Origin of the sequence: Streptomyces caelestis (assembly GCF_001279005.1) — a bacterium.
GTDB classification, from domain to species: domain Bacteria; phylum Actinomycetota; class Actinomycetes; order Streptomycetales; family Streptomycetaceae; genus Streptomyces; species Streptomyces heliomycini.
In genome coordinates, this window is the sequence record NZ_LGCN01000252.1 from 1 (window position 1) to 20313 (window position 20313).

Sequence of the window (20313 nt, forward strand, 5' to 3'; positions counted from 1 at the left end):
CCACCGGCACCACCGCGCCCCGCACGGTCCCGGGAGGACCCGCACCCACCGCTCACCCCGCCCAGGGCCGCCCGGCCGCCACCGCGCCCGGCACAGCCGCGGGAAGCACCACGTTCCGCCCTTCCCCCGACCAGGGCCGCCCGTCCCCCACGGGCACCGCCCCACCCCGGGTCCCCACCGGCAGGGCCCTCTCCGCCCCCTCTCCCGGCGGGCGCCGGCCGGCCGCCGCGGTCCTCCCGACCCGGCCGGCCGACAACCGTCCGCCGGCCGGCGCCCGCCCGCGGGTCACCGGCCGGCCTCCCCGCCGTCCCGTCGTCCTCCGGCCCGGGCCCACCGACCACTTCGCCGAGTTGCTGCTCGCCGTCCTCAGCGGGCAGCGTCCCGTGCACGCGATGCTGCGGCACACCGCCGGGCGGGCCTACGACGAGTTGGTGCGGCTCGCCGAGCGCGGGCCGCTGCGCACCCGGGGCGCCCGTCCCGTCGTGCGCGACATCGGCTGGTTCGAGCCCCGCGAGGGCGCCCTCGAGGTGTTCGCCCGGATCGGGGCCGGGGACAGGCTGCGCGCCATGGCCTTCCGGCTGGAACAGGGCCGGGACCTGCGCTGGCGCTGCACCGCCGTGGAACTGGGCGGTCCGCGGGCGCACCGCCCGGACCCCCGCTGAGCGCACGCGCGAAGGCCGAGGGCCGGGCACCCTGGGGTGCCCGGCCCTCGGCCTGCTCATCACCGCTCACTTCTTGCGGCGACGCCCGCCCCGCGCCTGCTTGCGGCGCTCCGCGCGGGTGAGGCCGTCCGCCTCGGAGCGCACCGGCTCGTCGTCGGTGGCGAAGTCACCCTCGATGGTGCCGCCCTCGCCGTCCACCGTCGGCGCGGAGAAGTGCAGGTTCCGCCGCTGCGGGGCGTCGAGCCCCTTGGCCCGGATCTCGGGGCGCGGTCCCGCCTGCGCGGGCACCGCGTCCTGCTTCTCCAGGTCGGCCACCGGCTTGACCTCCTCGACCGGGACCTCCTCGACCTGCTGCTCGACCTGGACCTCCAGGTTGAACAGGTAGCCGACGGACTCCTCCTTGATGCCGTCCATCATGGCCTGGAACATGTCGAAGCCCTCGCGCTGGTACTCGACCAGCGGGTCCTTCTGCGCCATCGCGCGCAGGCCGATGCCCTCCTGGAGGTAGTCCATCTCGTAGAGGTGCTCGCGCCACTTGCGGTCCAGGACCGACAGCACGACCCGGCGCTCCAGCTCGCGCATGATCTCGGAACCGAGCTGCGTCTCACGGGCCTCGTACTGGGCGCGGATGTCGTCCTTGATGGACTCGGAGATGAACTCGGCCGTCAGCCCGGCCCGGTCGCCGGCCTCCTCCTCGATCTCCTCGACGGTGACGCTCACCGGGTACAGCTGCTTGAACGCGCCCCACAGCCGGTCCAGGTCCCAGTCCTCGGGGAAGCCCTCGGCGGTCTCCGCCTGGACGTAGGCGTCGATGGTGTCGTCCATGAAGTGCTGGATCTGCTCCTGCAGGTCCTCGCCCTCCAGGACACGGCGCCGCTCGCCGTAGATGACCTCACGCTGCCGGTTGAGGACCTCGTCGTACTTCAGGACGTTCTTGCGCGTCTCGAAGTTCTGCGTCTCCACCTGCGACTGGGCGGACGCGATCGCGCGCGTGACCATCTTGTTCTCGATCGGCACGTCGTCCGGCACGTTCGCCATGGACATCACGCGCTCCACCATCTGGGCCTTGAACAGCCGCATCAGGTCGTCACCGAGCGAGAGGTAGAAGCGGGACTCGCCGGGGTCGCCCTGACGGCCGGAACGACCGCGCAGCTGGTTGTCGATGCGCCGCGACTCGTGCCGCTCGGTGCCCAGGACGTAGAGGCCGCCGATCTTCTCGACCTCCTCCTTCTCGGCCTTGACCGCCTCCTCGGCGCGCTCGAGCGCCTCGGGCAGGGCGTGCGCCCACTCCTCGATGTGCTCCTCGGGGTCGAGGCCGCGCTGGCGCAGCTCCGCCTCGGCGAGGTCCTCGGGGTTGCCGCCGAGCTTGATGTCCGTACCACGGCCGGCCATGTTGGTGGCCACGGTGACGCTGCCCTTGCGGCCGGCCTGGGCGACGATCGACGCCTCCCGATCGTGCTGCTTGGCGTTCAGCACCTCGTGCTGGATGCCGCGCTTGCTGAGCTGCTGCGAGAGGTACTCCGACTTCTCCACCGACGTCGTGCCGACGAGGATCGGCTGGCCCTTGCGGTGCTTCTCCTCGATGTCGTCGACGACCGCCTCGAACTTGGCGACCTCGGTGCGGTAGATCAGGTCGGACTGGTCCTTGCGCACCATCGGCCGGTTGGTCGGGATGGGCACCACGCCGAGCTTGTAGATCTGGTGGAACTCGGCGGCCTCGGTCATCGCCGTACCGGTCATGCCGGACAGGCCGGGGACTTCCTTGCCGTCGTGGTCGCGGCGCTTGTAGAGGCGGAAGAAGTTCTGCAGCGTGATCGTGGCGAGGGTCTGGTTCTCGTCCTTGATCGGCACCGCTTCCTTGGCCTCGATGGCCTGGTGCATGCCCTCGTTGTAACGGCGGCCGGCGAGGATACGGCCGGTGTGCTCGTCCACGATCATGACTTCGTCATCGATGATGACGTAGTCCTTGTCCTTCTTGAAGAGCTCCTTGGCCTTGATGGCGTTGTTCAGGTAGCCCACGAGCGGGGTGTTCACCGACTCGTACAGGTTGTCGATGCCCAGCCAGTCCTCGACCTTGGCGACACCGGACTCGTGGATGGCGACCGTGCGCTTCTTCTCGTCGACCTCGTAGTCGCCGGTCTCCTCGATGCCCTTGAGCGGGTTGCCGGGCTCGCCGCGCTTGAGGCGCTTGACCAGCTTGGCGAAGTCGCCGTACCACTTGGTGGCCTGGTCGGCCGGGCCGGAGATGATCAGCGGCGTACGGGCCTCGTCGATGAGGATGGAGTCGACCTCGTCGACGATGGCGAAGTTGTGCCCGCGCTGGACGAGCTCGTCCTTGGACCACGCCATGTTGTCGCGCAGGTAGTCGAAGCCGAACTCGTTGTTCGTGCCGTAGGTGATGTCGCAGGCGTACTGCTCGCGGCGCTGGGCCGGCGTCATGTTGGCGAGGATGCAGCCGACGCTCAGACCGAGGAAGCGGTGGACGCGGCCCATCATCTCGGAGTCGCGCTCGGCCAGGTAGTCGTTGACCGTGATGATGTGGACGCCCTCACCGGACAGGGCGTTCAGGTACGCGGGCAGGGTGCCGACGAGGGTCTTGCCCTCACCGGTCTTCATCTCGGCCACGTACCCCATGTGCAGGGCGGCGCCGCCCATGATCTGGACGTCGTAGTGCCGCTGGCCCAGGACGCGCCTGGCGGCCTCACGGACGGTGGCGAAGGCCTCGGGGAGCAGGTCGTCCAGGCTCTCACCGTCGGCGTACCGCTGCTTGTACTCATCGGTGAGGGCCCGCAGCTCGGCGTCGGAGAGGCCTTCGAAGTCCTCTTCGATGGAGTTGACCTGGTCCGCGATGCGGTGCAGCTTGCGCAGGATCTTGCCTTCGCCTGCACGCATGATCTTCGAGAGGACGGACACGGGGGTTGGTCTCCTTGCCGGTCGGGCCTGGGACGGTCGGTTTCCATTTCACTGACTGGGCAACGGCCATCGTATGCGAGGACCCCGCCACGCCGGGAGGCCCGCCGCGGGGGCGACCGTCGGCTGCTTCCCATCCGTTTCACGGCTGCCTCGAAAGGACAACGTCCGGGCCCCCCGGATGGTGCCGCCCCGGACCGGCGAATTGCGCGAAGGGTGATCACCGGCTCACGCACCGCGATGGGGATGGCGCCGTTCACCCCCGCGTGAGCAGAATCGGCCGATGGAACCCGTCACGCTCACCACCGACCGCCTCCTGCTGCGCACGGTCGGCCCGCAGGAGACCGACGCCGTGTACGCGATCTGCCAGGACCCGGACATCCAGCGCTGGACCACGATCCCCTCCCCGTACCTCCCGGAGCACGCGCGGGGTTTCACGGAGCAGATCGCCCCCGACGGGTGGGCGGACGGTTCGATGTTCACCTTCGGCGTCTTCCTGCCCACCGGGGAGCTCACGGGCATGCTCAGCCTCACCATGCGCTCCCTCGGGACGGCCGAGATCGGCTTCTGGGGCGCGAGGGAGCACCGCGGCAACGGCTACATCACCGAGGCCGTCCTGGCCGCCTCCCGCTGGGCCTTCACCCGGATGTCGGTCGACCGCGTGGAGTGGCGCGCGGAGGTGGGCAACGTCGCCTCCCGCGCGGTGGCGGAGCGCGCGGGCTTCACCGTCGAGGGCGTCCTGCGTTCCTCGCTCAGCAACAAGGGAGTGCTGCGGGACGGCTGGGTGGGCTCCCTGCTCCCGTCCGACCTGGGACTTCCCTCCACGACGCCCTACGTTCCCGCACGGGGGTGACCCCGGGCCCTCCGCCGTTGTCAGTGCCGCCCCCTATCGTGCGGACGTATGACGACCCTTCCGCGTCCGACCACGGAACTGACGGCAGACGAGGCCCGCCGCATCGCCCTGCGGGCCCAGGGCTTCCTCGGCGCCCCGGACCGCCGCTCGGGCGTCCGGGGCGTCCTCCGCCATCTGGGCGCGGTGCAGCTCGACACCATCTCCGTCCTCGCCCGCTCCCACGAGCTCATCCCGTACGCCCGTCTGGGCGCCGTGGGGCGCCGGACCGTCGAGGAGGCGTACTGGAAGCAGGGGGACCGGCCGCCGCACGCGTTCGAGTACTGGTCGCACGCCGCGTGCATCCTCCCCGTCGAGGAGTGGCCCCACTTCGCCTTCCGCCGCCGCGCCTACCGCGCCCGCCCGCACTGGCACCACGACCTCCCCGACGGCGCCTACGAGCAGGTGATCAAGCAGCTCCGCGCGGAGGGCCCCCTGACGGCCACGGAGTTGGGCGGCGCCAAGCGCACCAGCGAGTGGTGGGACTGGTCCGGCACCAAGGTCGCCGTCGAGCGCGCCCTGATGTACGGCGAGGTGGTGTGCGTCGAACGCCGCGGCTGGAAGCGGGTCTACGACCTCGCCGAGCGGGCGATCCCCGCCCAGCTGCTGCACGACGAGCTGGACGACGCCGAGTGCCTGCGCCGTCTGGTCCGCCTGGCCGGCCGGTCCCTCGGCGTGGGCACGCGCGCGGACATCGCCGACTACCACCGTCTCAAGGGGGAGCAGGTCGACGCGGTGATCGACGGCTCGGGCCTGGTCCCGGTCACGGTGGAGGGCTGGTCCAAGCCGGCCTGGGCCGATCCGGCGGCACTGGAGACACCGCCGCGCGGCCGGCACCGTACGACACTGCTGTCCCCGTTCGACTCCCTGGTCTGGGAACGGGCGCGCACGGAGCGGATCTTCGGCTTCACCCACCGCCTGGAGGCCTACGTCCCCAAGCCCAAGCGGGTGCACGGCTACTTCGCGATGCCCGTCCTCGCGGGCGGCCGGCTCGTCGGCCGGGTCGACCCGGCCCGTGAGGGCCGCACGCTGGTGGCCAAGCAGGTCACGCTGGAGGGCCGCAAGGCGGTCCCCGCCGTGGCCCGGGCCCTGGTGGAGGCCGCGGGCTGGGTGGACTGCACGGACGTGCGCGTGGAGCGGGTCGACGCACCGGAGCTGCGCGAGGCCCTCACCCTGGAACTCGCCCGGGCCCTCGCCTGACGCGGGGCGCCGTCACCGGATCTCGAGGATCTTCTCCCGCATCGCGTAGACCACCGCCTCCATCCTGGAGTGCAGCTGGAGCTTCTCCAGGATGTTGCGCACGTGGTTCTTCACGGTGTTCTCGGAGATGAACAGTTCCTTGGCGATGTCGCGGTTGTTCATTCCCGTGGCCACCAGCTTGAGGACCTCGAGTTCACGGTCCGTCAGCCGGGGCGCGGGCACCAGCCGGCGCTCGTCGGTGCGCTGGATCATCGACTTGAACTCGGTGAGCAGTTTCGACGCCATGGACGGGCTGATCTGCGACTGTCCGTCGGCCACCGCGCGAATGGCGGTGGCCACCTCGTCCGTGGAGATCTCCTTGAGGAGATAACCGGTCGCGCCCGCTTTGATGGCGTCGTAGAGGTCGGCTTCCTCGTCGCTGATCGTCAGCATGATGATCTTCGCGCTGGGAGCGACCTCCTTGATGGAGGTGCACGCCTCGATCCCGCCCCGCTTGGGCATCCGCACGTCCATCAGGATGATGTCGGGCAGCAGGTCGGCCGCCTTCTCCACCGCCTCGGCGCCGTCCCCCGCCTCGCCGATGACCTGGATGTCCTCCTCGGCCTTGAGGACGATCTCCAGTCCGCGGCGGAACAGCGCGTGGTCGTCCACCACAAGGACCCTGATCGGCTCCTTGCGTGGTGTGTCCGCGTCCGGGCCCATGCCGACGACGCCGTCGTCGGCGCCCTCGTCACGCATCGGTCCGAAGCTGTCCGCCATCGTTCCTCCCCCTGAAGGCTGTGGCCTGTGGTCCTGACCATCGCCAACCCAAGGCAACGGCCCACCGGTTGGGCCGCTGCGACCATGATTCCATGCCTCGCCGACACCGGGGTGCCGGTGTGCGCGCCGAGTGGTCGCACACCGGTGCCCCTGGGGGCGCACACGCGCACCAGGGGCACCGGATCGGCCGTCACGCGGCGGGTCAGCCGCCGAGCGTCCCGCCCGCCTCGGGGGACTGTGTCTGGGTGACCATCGTGTCCGTACTGAGGTGGATCACGCCGTAGTCGTAGGCGTGCCGCCGGTAGACGACGCTGGGTTCCTTGGTCTCGGAGTCGATGAACAGATAGAAGTCGTGCCCGACCAGCTCCATCTCGTAGAGAGCCTGGTCGAGGGTCATGGGCGCTGCCACGTGGGTCTTCTCACGGACGACCAGGGGGCCGTCCCCCTGGACCTCCAGGGAGCCGATCTTCTTGGTGGGGACGGCTCCTTCTTCCTCCGCCGCGGACATCGCGCCGGCCCCGTTGAGCGTCGCCGCGCCCGGGACGTGGTCGGGGACCTCGGCGGCCGGGATCCTGCGCGCACCACGTCGTGAGAAACGCTTGTCGTGCTGCTTGCGCAGCCGTGCGTCCAGCTTCTCCGCCGCCATGTCGAGCGCCGCGTACGGGTCGCTCGCCGCCGCCTCCGCCCGGATCACCGGACCGCGGGAGCGGAGCGTGATCTCCACCCGGTCGCAGCGGTCGGCCTGTCGGGGGTTGGGCTCCTTGGACACCTCGACGTCGAGGCTGATCACCTTGCCGTCGAGCTTCTGGATCTTCTCCAGGTTCAGCTTCTCGGCCACGTGCTTCCGGAACCGCTCGGGCACCTCGGTCTTGCGGCCCTTGACGACGATGTCCACGCAGAACTCCGTTCCCGGATCACTCCGCCTCGCTGCGGAGCGTCTCCCTTTTGCACCAGATTCCGGTGACGCCCGGAACCTCGGACTCGGTGACGTCCACCTCCTCCCCCACGGACGAGATCTCCACTCCACCGGCACGGGTGAAAACGAAAAACCCGCAGCACGGTAATCGGATTCGAGAGGTGTGGCCTGCGGCTTTCCCTCACAACCGAACATATCTCGCCCGGACGGATGTCGTCACCCTCTACCGCGCTTTCCCTCCATTCTGCTGAATTGACCTTGTCATTGCCTTCAACGATGCACGTTCTCAGTCAGTTCCGGCTTATTTCGAAAGCGTCCGGAGACGCCGCGACGACGGCCGCGCACATCCCGTCGACGACGCCGTCGGCACTGTCCGCGCCCGCCGTGACCGGCGGCCGTCCGGACCGCCGACCCGCCCACTGTTGAGCTGGTCCGTTCCGCTGTTCTCCTCTCCTTTCCCGCGTCTCTCCCCCGTACACGGACGCGGGCCCCGAAATACTCGATCCGGCGCCCCGGACCGGCGAGTCGGCCCACGACCGGGCCCGTACGGCACGCGCCGCCTCGGCCAGCGACGCCCCGGTCGTCATCAGGTCGTCGACCAGGACGACCCGGCCCGCCGAGAGCAGCCGGCCGCAGCCCGGGGCCACGGTCAGCGCGCCCGCGAGATTGGCCAGCCGCTGCCGGGCGTCGAGTTCCGACTGGTCGGCCACGTCCCGTCGCTGCCGCAGCGCGGGAAGCACGTGTGCGGGTACCCCCGCCCGCCGCAGCTCACCCGCCGCCGCGTACGCGATCCGCCGGACGGGATCATGCCCCCGCGCCCGCACCGCCCGCCGCGCGGAGGGGACGGGGACGAGCAGCACCGAGCCGCCGCCCGCGCCCGGCGCGCGGACCGTTGCCAGTCCCGCCCGCACCGCTCCCGACAGCGCCTCGCCGAGCGGTCCGGAGAGGGCCAGGGCACCCCGTTCCTTGTGGGCCAGCAACGTGGCGCGCACCTCGTCCGCGTACCGGGCCGCCGCGTGCACCGGCGGCAGCCCGGCCGGCTCGGGCGCCGGCCGCACCCGGCACGGCCCGGTGCCGCCCAGCGCCGCGCGGCACCGGGCGCAGAGCACCGTACGAGGTCTGCCGCAGCCACCGCACTCGGCCGGGAGCACCAGGTCGGTGAGGTCCCGCCACCAGTCCCGCATGGGACCACTGTGCCAACGCCCGCCGTGCCCGGCCATCCCTGTGGATAACTCGGGGGACGGGCCCGGCTCACCCCGGATAGACCGGCGCGGTCCCCTCCTCCGTCACCTTCTGCCACTGCGCCCCCGAGGGCAGCCGTACGATCCCGTCCACCGAGTAGGCGGTCAGCGGCGCCTGCTCGTCCTCGGAGGCGGTGACGGCCTCGACGCCGGTCAGGGCGGCGGGCGCCGGCACGTCCGGCGTGGAGCCGTCGACCTCGACGTACTTCATCTGCTCCACGCCTCCCTGCTCGCGACCGACCACCACGAGCCGGCTGTCCCCGGCCCAGGACATGGCCGTGACCTGCTCCAGCTCCGGAGTCGCGGAGCGCGGGTCCAGCACGGTGACCGTCGGCCGCTCGCCCGTCCCGCCGTTCCGGTCGATCCGCCCGATCACCAGAGAACTCCGGCCGTCCTTCTCCACGACGAGCGCGATCCGCACCCCGTCGGCGGCCACCCGGACCGCCCGCACACGGCCGTCCAGCCCCGGTGTCCGTACCTGGACCGGCTCCCCCTCGCCGTCCTCCAGGAGGTACAGCCGCGGGTCGGTGGGGTCGCTGTCGGCCACCCACAGCCCGCCCTGCGCGTCCCAGCTGGGCGTGGTCAGCCTGTCCTCCTCGGTCTCGCCCGTGCTGCGCAGCACGGGCTCCTCGGAGGAACTCCCCGACGCCAGCGAGGCGACGAACAGCGACTTGCCGTCGATGGCGACCCCGGCCGCGGTCCGCTCGTCCCGGGCGACCGCCACCGACCGCAGCGCCTTCTCGCCCTCGCCCAGCGCCCCGGGCACCGGCGCGGGCTCGGTGTCGCCGCTTCCCGCGGTGATCCGCACGAGCCGGCCCTCGCCGTCGACGAAGTACAGGTAGTCGGGCCGGCCCAGCGCGCCCCGGGTGGCCACGGTCTCGGCGCCCTCCTGGGCGAGCGAGCACAGCTGCCCGCCGCCGGCCCGCAGCTCGACCTCGTCCACCGCGGGGCTGAGCGTGCGCAGCGTGAACAGCAGCTGGGCCGCCATCTCCTCGCACCGGCCGGTGCCGATCTCGGCCGCCTTGTCGTTGAGCGGCACGGTCAGCCTGCCCCGGTCGTCCGGGGTCAGCGGGCTGGCGCCCTTCCGCAACGCCGTCCCCTCGGGGAAGCCGGTCCTGACGGCGGGGTCCAGCCAGGCCGTGGGCCCTTCGATGAGGGAGCGCACCATCTGGGTCGTGGGGTCCACGTGACTGCGCACATAGACGGGGTCGGCGACCGTCATCGGCGGCGATCCCGCGTCGTCCGCGGCGAAGTAGTACTTGTTGACGGACATGTAGTTGCGCTGGAAGTCCGACTTGCCCATGACGACGCCCTGCGGCACCGCGTCGATGCGCCACTGCTCGCTCTTGGCGTCCCTCGTGAGATGCACCAGCTCGTCGTAGGAACCGGAGGCCGGCGTGTACGACTGCTGCGCGTCCACCGTGGCGACCTTGGTCCCGGTCAGCGTGTAGGACAGGGAGCCCGTGTCCTGCCGGTCCGGACGGTCGGCCTGGGCGCCCGGCCCGTCCGACAGCACGGTGGTGGACAGCTCCGGCCTCCAGGTCCTCGCCGCCTCACGGGTCAGGTACTGGCGCGCGGTCTTGTAGTCGGGGTCGTCACTGGTCAGCGCCTCCAGGAAGCCCTGCACGATCTGCGTGGGGGTGGCGTCCTCGCTGGGCGGCATGGCGAACACCCGCACCTGTGCGTCCTGCCGCGGCGTCGACTCGACGCCCCGCAGATCCCCGTTGTCGGGCATCGAGGCGCACCCGGCCAGCAGAACGATCCCACTGGCCGCGTACGCCACCGTCCGCACCGGCGCCCCCCGGCCGCGCTCACCGCCGCCCACGTGAAGCCTCCCCGTCCGTGTCCGCATCCCGCGTCCCGCTCCGACCGCCCTCGCCACCGGCCGCCCCGGCCCCGCGCTCCGGACCCCGGTCACGGTCGTCGTCCGCCCCCGGCCCCGCACCGTCGACGGCCTCCGGCACCCCGTCGGCGTCGTCCGCGTTCCCGCTCTGCGTCCCGGACGCCGTCCGCGTACCGCCCGTTCGTGCCGGCGGGGCGGGCCGGGCCACCACGCGTGCCCCGTTGCCGGGCAGCGCGGTGGGGTCGGCCGTCGGGGTGACGGTCGCCGGCCTCAGCGCGAACGGATCCCGCGTCGCACCGTCGGCGCCCGCCTGCCGCGCCGACACCGTCGCGCGCTTCTCGCCGTCCCCGCCACCGCGCGGCAGGCCGGCGTCGTCCGGCCCCCGGTCGCGCCGCGAGTCCTTGGGCTCCAGCGGTATCGGCGACCCCCTCAGCGGCTCGTCCGCGGTCCTGGGCAGCGTCAGCCGGAACTGCGAGCCGCCGCCCGGCTCGCCCCACGCCTGGAGCCAGCCGCCGTGCAGCCGCGCGTCCTCCAGGGCGATGGACAGCCCCAGCCCCGTACCGCCGGTGGTACGCGCGCGTGCCGGGTCGGCCCGCCAGAAGCGGCTGAAGACCCGGGTCGCCTCACCGGGCTTGAGCCCGACGCCGTAGTCGCGCACCGCCACCGCGACCGCCCCGCCGGCCGCGGCGAGCTTGACGACGACGTCCTTGCCCTCGCCGTGCTCCACCGCGTTGACGACCAGGTTCCGCAGCACGCGCTCCACGCGCCGCGCGTCGGCCTCGGCGACGACGGGCTGCTGGTCGCCGACGACCCTGATCCTCGTGCCCTTGCGCTCGGCGAGCGGCTCCGCCCCGCTGACCACCCGCCGCACGACCTCGCGCAGGTCTATCGGCTCCGCCTCCAGCGCCGCCGCGCCCGCGTCGAAACGGCTGATCTCCAGCAGGTCCGCGAGCAGCGACTCGAACCGGTCCAGCTGGTCGGCGAGCAGCTCCGCCGACCGCGCGGTCACCGGGTCGAAGTCCTCCCGCGCCTCGTGGATGACGTCCGCGGCCATCCGCACCGTCGTCAGCGGCGTGCGCAGCTCGTGCGACACGTCCGACACGAACCGGCGCTGCATCCGCGACAGGTCCTCGAGCTGGTTGATCTTCAGCTGGAGGTTCTGCGCCATCTTGTTGAAGGCCTCGCCGAGCCGCGCGATGTCGTCCTCGCCGGTGACCTTCATCCGTTCCTGCAGCCGCCCCGCGGACAGCCGCTCGGCGATCCCGGCCGCCATCCGCACCGGCGTGACGACCTGGCGCACCACGAGCCAGGCGATCGCCCCGAGGAGGACGACGACGAACAGCCCGGCGGTCGCCAGGGTGCCCTTGACCAGGCTCAGCGACTTCTCCTCCTGGGTGAGCGGGAAGAGGTAGTACAGCTGGTACGGGTCCCTGTTGGGGTCGTTGACCTGCTTGCCGATGACCAGGCCGGGCTGGGAGTCCTTCTTGGTGTCGTAGACGATGCGCGTGTAGCTCTGGGCCGCCGACCCGCTGGCGTCGATCCTCTCCCGCAGCGCAGCCGGCACACTCGCCGTCGGATTGACCTGACCGGAGGCGCGCGGTCCGCGCCCGCTGCCGCTCTCGTCGCCCGCGGGCAGCGTCACCACGTCGAAGGCGCCCTGTCCGCCGCTGGAAAGCGATTCCACGAGATCGCTCATCCACTGGATGACGCTCTGCGAGGGACGGCCGTCCGCCGCGGCGCCGTCGTCGCCCGTGACGCTCACGGCCTCCTCGGCCTGCTGTTTGGCCACCGCGAACCCGCCGGTGGCCTGGCTCTGCGACGCCTTCACCTTGGCGTCCAGCAGACCGTTGCGCACCTGGCCGATGACGACGAAGCCCAGCAGCAGGACCACGCCCAGCGACATCAGCAGCGTGGTGACGACGACCTTGAGCTGGATGTTGCGCCGCCACAGCCGCATGACGGGCAGCAGCGGCCGGCGCACCCAGCGCACGAACAGCCGGATCACCGGGCTGCCCTGGACCCCGCCCTGCAGCAGCCCGCCGTCGAGCAGGCGCCCCCAGCGGGAGCCCCGGGTCTTCCGGCCGACAGGCCGCCCCGGACGCCCTCCGGACCGGCCGGACGCCGAAGCGGCACTGTCCCCGGACATGTCAGCTCGGTCCTGCCTTGTAGCCGACCCCACGGACGGTCACCACGATCTCCGGCTTCTCCGGGTCCTTCTCGACCTTGGAGCGCAGCCGCTGCACGTGCACGTTCACCAGCCGGGTGTCCGCCGCGTGGCGGTAGCCCCAGACCTGCTCCAGCAGCACCTCACGCGTGAACACCTGCCACGGCTTGCGGGCGAGCGCGACCAGCAGGTCGAACTCCAGCGGCGTCAGCGCGATCGACTGCCCGTCCCGCTTCACGGAGTGCCCGGCCACGTCGATCACCAGGTCGCCGATGGCGAGCTGCTCCGGCGCCGGCTCCTCCGACCTGCGCAGCCGCGCCCGGATACGGGCCACCAGCTCCTTCGGCTTGAACGGCTTGACGATGTAGTCGTCGGCCCCGGACTCCAGGCCCACCACGACATCGACGGTGTCGCTCTTCGCCGTCAGCATCACGATCGGCACCCCGGACTCCGCCCTGATCAGGCGGCACACCTCGATGCCGTCCCGGCCGGGCAGCATCAGGTCCAGGAGTACCAGATCGGGCTTGGCCTCACGGAAAGCGGCCAGCGCCTTGTCGCCGTCGGCTACGAAAGACGGCTCAAAACCTTCACCGCGCAACACGATGCCGAGCATCTCGGCCAGTGCGCTGTCGTCGTCGACGACAAGGACTCGTCCCTTCATAAACGACATCATCCCATTAGCTCATCGTGACCTGGCGTGACCTGGCACACAGCGTGGCCAGGGCCTCGGTCGTCACGGGCGAAACGACACCTTCTTCGGTGACGATCGCCGTCACCAGCTCCGGCGGTGTCACGTCGAACGCCGGGTTGTACGCCTGGGTCCCCAGGGGCGCCACCGGGATCCCCCCTCCTGCTTCCGTTCCGGCCACCGGCGCCTGCGGTGCCGTGACCTCCGTCACCTCATGCCCGGGACGCTGCTCCACCTCGATGGACGCCCCGTCCGGCGTCCGGAGATCCACCGTCGTCACCGGTGCCACCACGATGAACGGCACATGGTGGTACCGCGCGAGCACCGCGAGCGGATAGCTCCCCACCTTGTTCGCCACCGAGCCGTCGGCCGCGATGCGGTCCGCGCCGACGAGCACCGCGTCCACCTCGCCCGCCGCGAACAGCGATCCCGCCGCGTTGTCGGTGAGCAGGGTGTACGCCATGCCGGTGCGTGCCGCCTCGTATGCCGTCAGGCGAGCACCTTGCAGCAACGGACGCGTTTCGTCCACCCACAGACGCCTGAGCCGCCCCACCCGGTGCGCCGCCAGCGCCACCGCGAACGCCGTCCCCTCGCCGCCCGACACCAGCGAACCGGTGTTGCAGTGCGTGAGGATCCGGTGCCCGCCGCCGGGCAGCAGTTCGTCGAGGAGCGCCAGCCCGTGCCCGGCCATCCGGGCACTGGCCTCGGCGTCCTCACGGTGCAGCTGCCGTGCCGCGGCCAGCGCGGCCCCGGCCGCCTGCCGGGTGTCCCCGCCGCGGGCGAGGACGGCCTGGTGGGCGGAGTGCGCCCGGCGTACGCCGACGGCGAGGTTCACCGCGGTGGGCCGGGCGCTCTCCAGCGCCGCCGCCGCGTCGTCCACGTCGTAGCCCCGTACGGCGGCGAGCGCGACACCGTAGGCTCCCGCGATGCCCAGCAGAGGGGCGCCGCGCACGGCGAGCGAGCGGATCGCCTCCACCAGCGCCGGCGCATCCGTACAGACGAGTTCGACCTCCTCGGCCGGCAGCCTCGTCTGGTCGAGCAGGGTCAGGACGGGGCCTTCGGGGGGCTCTTCCCAGCGCAGCGCGGGGATCTCGGTCGGCCGGTTGTTGTCGCCGCTGTGCGCGTACTGATCAGCCATGCAGCCAGTCTGCCCCCTGTCGCGCGGACAATTGAAGGTACGCAGCCCTCACCTCGGCAGGTCGGTCGACGACCACCCCATGGCACGATGGCTGCCAAGCCGCCGCCGCGACCGCGGACGGGCGCCGTGAAGGAGCGACGATGAACGACACTCCGGGCTGGGCCTCGCCCGGATCCGCCCCGTCCGAGGGGCAGGGACCGGGCGCGTCCGGCCCTGCCGAGCCCGCCGGCCGTCCAGGCCCCCAGCACCCCGCAGACCAGCCCCAGCAGCCGGGCCAGGCCCCCCAGGACCCGGGCGTGAAGTGGTCGAAGGAACAGCCGCCGCCCGGCCAGTGGTCCGCACCCACCGGCCCGCCCGGCCCCGCGGGCCCCGGCCGGACTCCCCCGCCCCCGCCGCCCGGCCCGGGCTGGGGCGCCCCGCCGCCCGGCGGCCCCGGCGGTTACGGCGGCGGGCACGGAGGGCACGGCGGACACGGCGGCTGGGGAGGCAACTGGGGCGGCGGCTGGGGAGGCCCCCCGCCCGCGGCCAAGCCCGGCGTCATCCCGCTCCGCCCGCTCGGCGTGGGCGAGATCCTCGACGGCGCCGTCTCCACCATGCGCACCTACTGGCGCACGGTCCTCGGCATCTCGCTGGCCGTCGCCGTCCTCACCGAGATCGTCGTCGTGCTGCTCCAGGGCCTCGCCCTGGACTCCTCCAGCACCGCGGTGCTCAACGACCCCAGCGCCACCCTCGACGAACTGACCGACGCCATGGGCGACTCGCTGCTCAACTCCGGCGTGGTCTTCCTGGTCACCCTGGTCGGCACCGTCGCCGCCACCGCCCTGCTCACGACCGTCACCAGCCGCGCGGTGCTCGGCAGGTCGGTCACCACCGGCGAGGCCTGGCGCGACGCCCGCCCCCAGGTCGTCAAGCTGTTCGGCCTGATCTGTCTGCTGCTGCTGATCACCGTCGGCATCATGGCCGTCGGCGCGCTGCCCGGATTCCTCGTCGCCCTCACCGCGGGCGGCGGAGCGGGCGTCGCCCTCACCGTCCTGGGCCTGATCGGCGCCGTCGTCGTCACCGTGTGGCTCATGGTCCGCCTGTCGCTGGCCTCGCCCACCCTGATGCTGGAGAAGCAGGGCATCCTGAAGGCGATGAGCCGCTCCGCCAAACTGGTCCGCGGCTCCTGGTGGCGCGTCTTCGGCATCCAGCTGCTCGCGACGATCATCGCGAACGTCGTCGCGTCGATCATCGTCATCCCCTTCACCTTCCTCGCCGCGGCCGTCGGCGGCGACGGCGTCTCCGGCTTCCTCAACAGCGCCGGCGGCGACATGGGCTGGACGTTCCTCATCGTCAGCGGCATCGGCTCGGTCATCGGCGCCATGATCACGTTCCCGATCACGGCCGGCGTCACCGTGCTCCTCTACGTCGACCAGCGCATCCGCCGCGAGGCCCTCGACCTCGAACTGGCCCGCGTCGCCGGCGTCCAGGGCCACGGCCCCGGCGCCACCCCGGGGAGCTGATGGCGTGACCGCCACGGGGGGAGTTCTCACATCCGTACAGGCGCTGCCCGCAGCCGCCGACACGGCCGTACGCCTGCTGCTGCGCGGCGACGACGAGCCGCCCGTCACCCTCCCGCGCGACCCCGCGCGGGAGGCGGCACGGCGCGAACTGTCCAAGGGCGTGTACCACGAGAACGACCCCAGCTGGTTCCAGCAGGCCCTCGACGCCTTCTGGGAATGGGTCGGCAAGCTGTTCGGCGCCGCCTCCACCGCCGCCCCCGGCGGCACACTCGGCCTGCTCGTCATCGTCGCGGCCGTGATCGCCGTCCTGGGCGCCCTGTGGTGGCGCCTGGGCACCCCGCGCCGCCGGCCGACCTCGGCCCCCGCCCTGTTCGACGACCGTCCCCGCAGCGCCGCCGAACACCGCTCGGCCGCCGAGGCGCACGCCGCCCAGGGCCACTGGAGCCAGGCCGTCCAGGAACGCATGCGGGCCGTCGTGCGCGCCCTGGAGGAACGCGCCCTGCTCGACCTCCGTCCCGGCCGCACCGCCGACGAGGCCGCCGCGGAGGCCGGCCGCGCCCTGCCCGCCCACACCGCCCGGCTGCACACCGCCGCCCGCGCCTTCGACGACGTCACATACGGCGGCCGGGCCGCCACGGAGCAGTCGTACCGGCAGCTCGCCGAACTCGACCGCGACCTGGAACGCGCCACACCACGCCTCGCGGCCGACGACAGCGACACCCCCAGGACGAAGGCCGACGCCCGCCAGGGAGCCGCCGGATGACGACCGAGGTCACACCCCCGCCCACCTCGGCCTCGCCCACCGCCCGCCAGGTGTGGTCCCGCGCGCGAGGCATCGCCCTGGCACTGGTGCTGCTGATCGCGGCGGCCGTCGCCATCGCCGTGGTCCGCTCCGACACCCGGCACGGCGAACTCGACCCGCGCTCCGCCGACCCCTACGGCAGCCGCGCCGTCGCCGAACTCCTCGCCGACCGCGGTGTGGACACGCGCGTGGTCACCACCCTCGACCAGGCCACCGCCGCGGCCGGCCCCGACACGACCCTCCTGGTCGCCGTCCCCGACCTCCTGACCGGGCCCCAGCAGTCCCGTCTGCACTCCGCCGTCACCGGCTCCGGCGGCCGCACCGTCCTGGTCTCCGCCGGCAGCGCCTCCGTGGAACGGCTCGTCCCCGGCGTCACCGCCGACCCGGCCACCAGCCTCGACTCCACCCTCTCCCCCGGCTGCGACCTGCCCGCCGCCCGCCGCGCGGGCACCGCCGACCTGGGCGGCATCCGCTATACCACCCACCTCACCGCCGACGAGTGCTACCCCAGCGAGCGCCTCGCCACCCTGCTGCGCATCCCGGACCCCTCCGGAGGAGACAGCGACGGCGACACCGTCCTCCTCGGCGCCCCCGACATCCTCCTCAACGACCGCCTCGACGAGCACGGCAACGCCTCGCTCGCCCTCCAGCTCCTCGGCTCCCGCCCCCATCTGGTCTGGTACCTCCCCTCGCTCGCCGACGCCTCCGCCGCCTCCGAGGAGGGCGAGCGAGGCTTCTTCGACCTGCTCCCCTCCGGCTGGCTGTGGGGCACCCTGCAACTCTTCGTCGCGGCGGCCCTGGCCGCCCTGTGGCGGGCACGCCGACTCGGCCCCCTGGTGCCCGAGAAACTCCCCGTGGCGATCCGCGCCTCCGAAACCGCCGAAGGCCGCGCCCGCCTCTACCGCAAGGCGAACGCCCGCGACCGCGCGGCCGGCGCTCTTCGCTCCGCCACCCGCACGCGCCTCGCCCCCCTCGTGGGCGTCCCCGTGTCCCAGGCGCACGCGCCCGAGGCCCTGCTCCCCGCGCTGTCCGCCCACCTCCAGGGCGACGGACAGTCCCCGCACACCCTCCTCTTCGGCCCGCCCCCGGGCGACGACGCAGCACTCATCCAGCTCGCCGACCACCTCGACGCCCTCGAAAGAGAGGTACGCCGTCCATGATGGACCCGACCACTGACAACGCCGCGCACACCGGGGACCCGGCCGCCGCCCGGGCCTCCCTGGAAGCCCTGCGCGCCGAGATCGCCAAGGCCGTGGTCGGCCAGGACCCCGCGGTGACCGGCCTCGTCGTCGCCCTGCTCTGCCGCGGCCACGTCCTCCTGGAGGGCGTCCCCGGCGTCGCCAAGACCCTCCTCGTCCGCGCCCTCGCGGCCACCCTGGAGCTCGACACCAAGCGCGTCCAGTTCACCCCCGACCTGATGCCGAGCGACGTCACCGGCTCCCTGGTCTACGACGCCCGCACCGCCGAGTTCTCCTTCCAGCCCGGCCCGGTCTTCACCAACCTCCTCCTCGCGGACGAGATCAACCGCACGCCCCCGAAGACCCAGTCCTCCCTCCTGGAGGCCATGGAGGAACGCCAGGTCACCGTCGACGGCACCCCCCGCCCGCTGCCCGACCCCTTCCTGGTCGCCGCGACCCAGAACCCGGTCGAGTACGAGGGCACCTACCCCCTCCCCGAGGCCCAGCTGGACCGTTTCCTCCTCAAGCTGACCATCCCCCTGCCCTCCCGCCAGGACGAGATCGACGTCCTCACCCGCCACGCCGAGGGCTTCGACCCGCGCGACCTGCGCGCCGCCGGCGTGCGTCCCGTCGCGAACGCCGCCGACCTGGAGGCCGCCCGCCGCGCGGTCGCCGAGACCACGATCTCCCCCGAGATCACCGCCTACGTCGTGGACATCTGCCGCGCCACCCGCGAGTCGCCGTCCCTCACCCTCGGCGTCTCCCCGCGAGGCGCCACCGCGCTCCTGGCCACCGCCCGCGCGTGGGCCTGGCTAACCGGCCGCGACTACGTCATCCCCGACGACGTGAAGGCCCTCGCCCTGCCCACGCTCCGCCATCGCGTCCAGCTCCGCCCGGAGGCCGAGATGGAAGGCGTCACGGCCGACTCGGTCATCAACGCGATCCTCGCCCACGTCCCCGTTCCCCGCTGATGGCACTCACCGGACGCGCCGCCCTGCTCGCGGCCCTCGGCTCCCTCCCCGTCGGCATCTGGGAACCCGGCTGGACCGGCATCCTCGCCGTCAACGCCCCCCTGGCGGTGGCCTGCGCCTGCGACTTCGCCCTGGCCGCCCCCGTACGCGGTCTCGGCCTGACCCGCTCCGGCGACACCTCGGTACGCCTGGGCGACACCGCCGACGTCACTCTGACGATCACCAACCCGTCCAACCGGCCGCTGCGCGCCCGCATCCGCGACGCCTGGCCCCCCAGCAGCTGGCAGCCCGGCACGGAGGTGGCGGCCTCCCGCCACCGCCTGACGATCCCCCCGCGTGAACGCCGGCGCCTCACGACCCGTCTGCGCCCCACCCGCCGCGGCGACCGCCACGCCGACCGCGTCACCATCCGCTCCTACGGCCCCCTCGGTCTCTTCGCCCGCCAGGGCGCCCACAAGATTCCGTGGACGGTACGCGTCCTCCCGCCCTTCACCAGCCGCAAGCACCTGCCGTCCAAACTGGCCCGGCTGCGCGAACTGGACGGCCGCACCAGCGTGCTGACCCGGGGCGAGGGAACGGAGTTCGACAGCCTGCGGGAGTACGTCCCCGGCGACGACACCCGCTCCATCGACTGGCGGGCCACCGCCCGCCAGTCCGCGGTCGCGGTACGCACCTGGCGTCCCGAGCGCGACCGCCATATCCTGCTGGTCCTCGACACCGGCCGCACTTCCGCGGGCCGTGTCGGCGACGCTCCCCGCCTGGACGCCTCCATGGACGCGGCGCTGCTCCTCGGGGCCCTCGCCTCACGCGCCGGCGACCGGGTCGACCTCCTGGCCTACGACCGCCGCCTGCGCGCCCTCGTCCAGGGCCGTACGGCGGGCGACGTCCTTCCGTCCCTCGTCAACGCCATGGCCACGCTCGAACCCGAGCTCGTCGAAACCGACGCCCGCGGTCTGACGGCGACGGCACTCCGCAGGGCGCCCCGCCGGTCGCTGATCGTCCTGCTCACGACGCTCGACGCCGCCCCCGTCGAGGAGGGCCTGTTGCCCGTCCTCCCCCAGCTGACCCAGCGCCACACGGTTCTCCTCGCCTCGGTGGCGGACCCGCACATCGCCAGGATGGCCCAGGCGCGCGGAAACACCGACGCGGTGTACGAGGCAGCGGCGGCGGCCCAGGCCCGCACGGAACGCGACCGCACCGCGGAACAACTCCGCCGCCATGGCGTCACGGTCGTGGACGCGCCCCCGGAGGAACTGGCGCCGGCACTCGCGGACGCGTATCTGGCTTTGAAGGCGGCTGGACGTCTGTAACTCGCGGGGGGCGGCGGGCTGAAATCCCGAAAGCCGCCGCCCCTGAAACGCAGAAAACCCCGCACCATACGGTGCGGGGTTTTCTACACTAATTGTTCGGCGGCGTCCTACTCTCCCACAGGGTCCCCCCTGCAGTACCA

Annotated in this window: 16 protein-coding genes; 8 read left to right on the top strand and 8 right to left on the bottom strand. The window is 72.6% G+C overall.

All coding sequences use genetic code 11. The features are described 5' to 3' along the window. The coding region (locus ADK41_RS43700) for an Rv3235 family protein (RefSeq protein WP_245174646.1) at positions 1 to 662 on the top strand (662 nt) is incomplete at its 5' end. 66 nt (positions 663 to 728) lie between these two features. Here the strand turns inward: ADK41_RS43700 and secA are convergent. Continuing rightward, positions 729 to 3575 (bottom strand): preprotein translocase subunit SecA, encoded by a 2847-nt coding sequence (gene secA, locus ADK41_RS35095; protein ID WP_030836599.1) that lies wholly within the window; start codon positions 3573 to 3575, stop codon positions 729 to 731. A 280-nt stretch (positions 3576 to 3855) separates the two neighbouring features. Between secA and ADK41_RS35100 the strand changes: the two genes are divergently transcribed. Further along, positions 3856 to 4425, top strand: a complete 570-nt coding sequence (locus ADK41_RS35100) for a GNAT family N-acetyltransferase (protein WP_030836602.1) — start codon at positions 3856 to 3858, stop codon at positions 4423 to 4425. Between the two features lie 48 nt (positions 4426 to 4473). Next, complete coding sequence (locus ADK41_RS35105) at positions 4474 to 5661, top strand: winged helix-turn-helix domain-containing protein (protein ID WP_030836605.1); 1188 nt, start codon at positions 4474 to 4476, stop codon at positions 5659 to 5661. A 12-nt stretch (positions 5662 to 5673) separates the two neighbouring features. Here the strand turns inward: ADK41_RS35105 and ADK41_RS35110 are convergent, their stop codons facing one another. The 7 genes from ADK41_RS35110 to mtnA form a co-directional block, all read right to left on the bottom strand. Next, complete coding sequence (locus tag ADK41_RS35110) at positions 5674 to 6420, bottom strand: response regulator (RefSeq protein WP_030836609.1); 747 nt, start codon at positions 6418 to 6420, stop codon at positions 5674 to 5676. Between the two features lie 202 nt (positions 6421 to 6622). Continuing rightward, positions 6623 to 7315 carry a ribosome hibernation-promoting factor, HPF/YfiA family gene (gene hpf / locus ADK41_RS35115; RefSeq protein ID WP_030836612.1) on the bottom strand — a complete coding sequence of 231 codons (693 nt, stop codon included), beginning with the start codon at positions 7313 to 7315 and terminating at the stop codon, positions 6623 to 6625. 311 nt (positions 7316 to 7626) lie between these two features. Further along, a complete protein-coding gene (locus ADK41_RS35120) occupies positions 7627 to 8520 on the bottom strand; it encodes a ComF family protein (RefSeq protein ID WP_030836615.1) in 894 nt (297 codons plus the stop codon). Between the two features lie 67 nt (positions 8521 to 8587). Further along, positions 8588 to 10429: an LpqB family beta-propeller domain-containing protein gene (locus ADK41_RS35125; RefSeq protein ID WP_030836619.1), complete on the bottom strand. Its 1842-nt coding sequence runs from the start codon at positions 10427 to 10429 to the stop codon at positions 8588 to 8590. Further along, positions 10389 to 12566: an MtrAB system histidine kinase MtrB gene (gene mtrB, locus ADK41_RS35130; protein ID WP_030836622.1), complete on the bottom strand. Its 2178-nt coding sequence runs from the start codon at positions 12564 to 12566 to the stop codon at positions 10389 to 10391. Before mtrB ends, ADK41_RS35125 begins: the two co-directional genes overlap by 41 nt. A gap of 1 nt (position 12567) precedes the next feature. Continuing rightward, on the bottom strand, positions 12568 to 13257 hold the full coding sequence (gene mtrA / locus ADK41_RS35135; protein ID WP_004930665.1) for a two-component system response regulator MtrA: 690 nt from the start codon (positions 13255 to 13257) through the stop codon (positions 12568 to 12570). A 4-nt stretch (positions 13258 to 13261) separates the two neighbouring features. Beyond that, complete coding sequence (gene mtnA, locus ADK41_RS35140; protein WP_030836625.1) at positions 13262 to 14410, bottom strand: S-methyl-5-thioribose-1-phosphate isomerase; 1149 nt, start codon at positions 14408 to 14410, stop codon at positions 13262 to 13264. A gap of 140 nt (positions 14411 to 14550) precedes the next feature. Between mtnA and ADK41_RS35145 the strand changes: the two genes are divergently transcribed. Genes ADK41_RS35145 through ADK41_RS35165 form a run of 5 tightly spaced genes read left to right on the top strand, consistent with a single transcriptional unit; the run spans position 14551 to position 20173 of the window. Next, complete coding sequence (locus ADK41_RS35145; protein ID WP_030836628.1) at positions 14551 to 15912, top strand: DUF7544 domain-containing protein; 1362 nt, start codon at positions 14551 to 14553, stop codon at positions 15910 to 15912. A gap of 4 nt (positions 15913 to 15916) precedes the next feature. Beyond that, positions 15917 to 16675 (top strand): DUF4129 domain-containing protein, encoded by a 759-nt coding sequence (locus tag ADK41_RS35150; RefSeq protein ID WP_030836631.1) that lies wholly within the window; start codon positions 15917 to 15919, stop codon positions 16673 to 16675. Continuing rightward, positions 16672 to 17874, top strand: a complete 1203-nt coding sequence (locus ADK41_RS35155; RefSeq protein WP_030836634.1) for a DUF4350 domain-containing protein — start codon at positions 16672 to 16674, stop codon at positions 17872 to 17874. Before ADK41_RS35150 ends, ADK41_RS35155 begins: the two co-directional genes overlap by 4 nt. Further along, on the top strand, positions 17874 to 18863 hold the full coding sequence (locus ADK41_RS35160) for an AAA family ATPase (RefSeq protein ID WP_106979619.1): 990 nt from the start codon (positions 17874 to 17876) through the stop codon (positions 18861 to 18863). Before ADK41_RS35155 ends, ADK41_RS35160 begins: the two co-directional genes overlap by 1 nt. Continuing rightward, complete coding sequence (locus ADK41_RS35165; RefSeq protein WP_030836641.1) at positions 18863 to 20173, top strand: DUF58 domain-containing protein; 1311 nt, start codon at positions 18863 to 18865, stop codon at positions 20171 to 20173. Before ADK41_RS35160 ends, ADK41_RS35165 begins: the two co-directional genes overlap by 1 nt. Positions 20174 to 20313: the final 140 nt, after the last annotated feature.

What these genes read in the sequence shown, in the direction of transcription:
- ADK41_RS35100 (WP_030836602.1), top strand. Translation starts at nt 3,856, where the DNA reads ATGGAACCCGTCACGCTCACCACCGACCGCCTCCTGCTGCGCACGGTC.
- ADK41_RS35105 (WP_030836605.1), top strand. Translation starts at nt 4,474, where the DNA reads ATGACGACCCTTCCGCGTCCGACCACGGAACTGACGGCAGACGAGGCC.
- ADK41_RS35110 (WP_030836609.1), bottom strand. Translation starts at nt 6,420, where the DNA reads ATGGCGGACAGCTTCGGACCGATGCGTGACGAGGGCGCCGACGACGGC.
- ADK41_RS35120 (WP_030836615.1), bottom strand. Translation starts at nt 8,520, where the DNA reads ATGCGGGACTGGTGGCGGGACCTCACCGACCTGGTGCTCCCGGCCGAG.
- ADK41_RS35125 (WP_030836619.1), bottom strand. Translation starts at nt 10,429, where the DNA reads ATGCGGACACGGACGGGGAGGCTTCACGTGGGCGGCGGTGAGCGCGGC.
- mtrB (WP_030836622.1), bottom strand. Translation starts at nt 12,566, where the DNA reads ATGTCCGGGGACAGTGCCGCTTCGGCGTCCGGCCGGTCCGGAGGGCGT.
- mtrA (WP_004930665.1), bottom strand. Translation starts at nt 13,257, where the DNA reads ATGATGTCGTTTATGAAGGGACGAGTCCTTGTCGTCGACGACGACAGC.
- mtnA (WP_030836625.1), bottom strand. Translation starts at nt 14,410, where the DNA reads ATGGCTGATCAGTACGCGCACAGCGGCGACAACAACCGGCCGACCGAG.
- ADK41_RS35145 (WP_030836628.1), top strand. Translation starts at nt 14,551, where the DNA reads ATGAACGACACTCCGGGCTGGGCCTCGCCCGGATCCGCCCCGTCCGAG.
- ADK41_RS35155 (WP_030836634.1), top strand. Translation starts at nt 16,672, where the DNA reads ATGACGACCGAGGTCACACCCCCGCCCACCTCGGCCTCGCCCACCGCC.
- ADK41_RS35160 (WP_106979619.1), top strand. Translation starts at nt 17,874, where the DNA reads ATGGACCCGACCACTGACAACGCCGCGCACACCGGGGACCCGGCCGCC.
- ADK41_RS35165 (WP_030836641.1), top strand. Translation starts at nt 18,863, where the DNA reads ATGGCACTCACCGGACGCGCCGCCCTGCTCGCGGCCCTCGGCTCCCTC.